Annotated in this window: 2 protein-coding genes; both read right to left on the reverse strand. The window is 70.4% G+C overall.

Annotated elements, in window-relative coordinates; all coding sequences use genetic code 11:
• Positions 1–173: 173 nt before the first annotated feature.
• The gene (gene proC / locus GL263_RS25930) at positions 174–983 is read right to left on the reverse strand and encodes a pyrroline-5-carboxylate reductase (protein WP_182858172.1); all 810 of its coding nucleotides are present in this window, start codon (positions 981–983) and stop codon (positions 174–176) included.
• 105 nt (positions 984–1,088) lie between these two features.
• The coding region (locus GL263_RS25935) for an ABC transporter permease (RefSeq protein WP_182858173.1) at positions 1,089–1,844 on the reverse strand (756 nt) is incomplete at its 5' end.

Raw genomic sequence — 1,844 nt, forward strand, 5'->3', positions numbered from 1 at the left:
GAAAGCCAATTCGGGCATGCCGAACAAGCCCCCGCGAGGGGAAGATCGTGCAGAGTAGTGGTCGCCACCGGACGTGGCAGAAGCGCTACCAGCGGAACCTACCGGCTCGCTGGCAACCCGGAGAACAGTACGGACGCACACCGGTCGTGTCAAGCGTCGCCGGTGCGGCCGGTTCAGCCCTTGCCGGAGGCGAGCTCGCGGCTGCGGTCGCGGGCCGCTTCCAGTGCGGCGATGAGCGCGGCCCTGACGCCGTGGTTCTCCAGTTCGCGGATGGCGCTGATGGTGGTACCCGCCGGCGAGGTGACGTTCTCGCGGAGCTTCACCGGGTGCTCGCCGCTGTCGCGGAGCATCACGGCGGCGCCGATGGCGGCCTGGACGATCAGGTCGTGGGCCTTGTCGCGGGGCAGGCCGAGCAGGATGCCGGCGTCGGTCATGGCTTCGACGAGGAAGTAGAAGTACGCGGGTCCGGAGCCGGAGAGCGCGGTGGCCGCGTCCTGCTGGCTCTCCGGCACCCGGAGGGTCTTGCCGACTCCGTTGAAGATCTCCTCGGCGTGCCTGAGGTCCTCCTCGGTGGCGTGGGTGCCGCCGGAGATGACGGACATGGCCTCGTCGACGAGGGCGGGGGTGTTGGTCATGACGCGGATGACCGGGGTGCCGGGGGCCAGCCGCTCCTCGAAGAACGTCGTGGGGACTCCGGCGGCGCCGCTGATGACCAGCCGGTCGGTGGGGATGTGCGGGGCGAGCTCGTCCATGAGGACGCCCATGTCCTGGGGCTTCACCGTCAGGATGAGGGTGTCGGCGGTCTTGGCCGCCTCCACGTTGCCCACCGCCTCGACGCCGTGGCGTTCGCGCAGTTCCGCGGCTCGTTCGGCACGGCGCGCGGTGACCATGAGGTTCTCGGTCGGCCAGCCGGCGCGGATCATCCCGCTCAGCAGGGCCTCGCCGATCTTTCCAGTGCCCAGTACGGCGACTTTCTGCGTCATGCCGTCCATGGTGGCAGCTTCCCGGGGGTCGGCGCGGCGGCTGTCCGATCGCTGGTACGCCGAGGTACGCCCTGGACCGAAAAGGAGGGCATCGGGAGGCGTCTGTCAGGGGGTGCGGCGGCGGAGTGTCGCGGCGCCGAGCGCCAGGACGAGCAGGGCGCTTCCCGCGACGACGGTCACGTCCCGGACGAACGTGCCGGTGACCTCCGTGTTGAGCAGTACCTCGTTCATGCCGCTGACCGCGTACGACATGGGCAGCACGTTGGAGACGGCTTCGAGGACGGGCTGCATCGAGTCGCGGGGCGCGAACAGGCCGCAGAGCAGCAGTTGGGGGAAGATCACCGCCGGCATGAACTGGACGGCCTGGAACTCCGTGGAGGCGAAGGCCGAGACGAAGAGTCCGAGTGCGGTGCCCAGGAGGGCGTCGAGCAGGGCGACCAGCAGGAGCAGCCAGGGTGAGCCGGCGAAGTCGAGGTCGAGTGCCCAGATGGCGACGGCGGTGGCGAGGGACGCCTGGACGACGGCGAGCGCGCCGAAGGCGAGCGCGTAGCCGAGGACGAGGTCGCCCTTGCCGAGCGGCATGGCGAGGAGACGTTCGAGGGTGCCGCTGGTGCGTTCGCGCAGGGTGGCGATGGAGGTCACCAGGAACATGGTGATCATCGGGAAGATCCCGAGGAGCGAGGCGCCGATGCCGGCGAATGCCTGCCGGTCGGCGTCGAAGACGTAGTACAGCAGGACGAGCAGCAGCACGGGGAGCAGCAGGAGCAGGGCGATGGTGCGCCGGTCGTGGCCGAGCTGGCGGAGGACGCGGCGGGCGGTGGCGAGGGTGCGGCGGGCGGAGAGTGCGCGCGGTGCCGGGCG

It is taken from the genome of Streptomyces durbertensis (genome assembly GCF_014156695.1).
GTDB lineage: Bacteria > Actinomycetota > Actinomycetes > Streptomycetales > Streptomycetaceae > Streptomyces > Streptomyces durbertensis.

What these genes read in the sequence shown, in the direction of transcription:
- proC (WP_182858172.1), bottom strand. Translation starts at nt 983, where the DNA reads ATGACGCAGAAAGTCGCCGTACTGGGCACTGGAAAGATCGGCGAGGCC.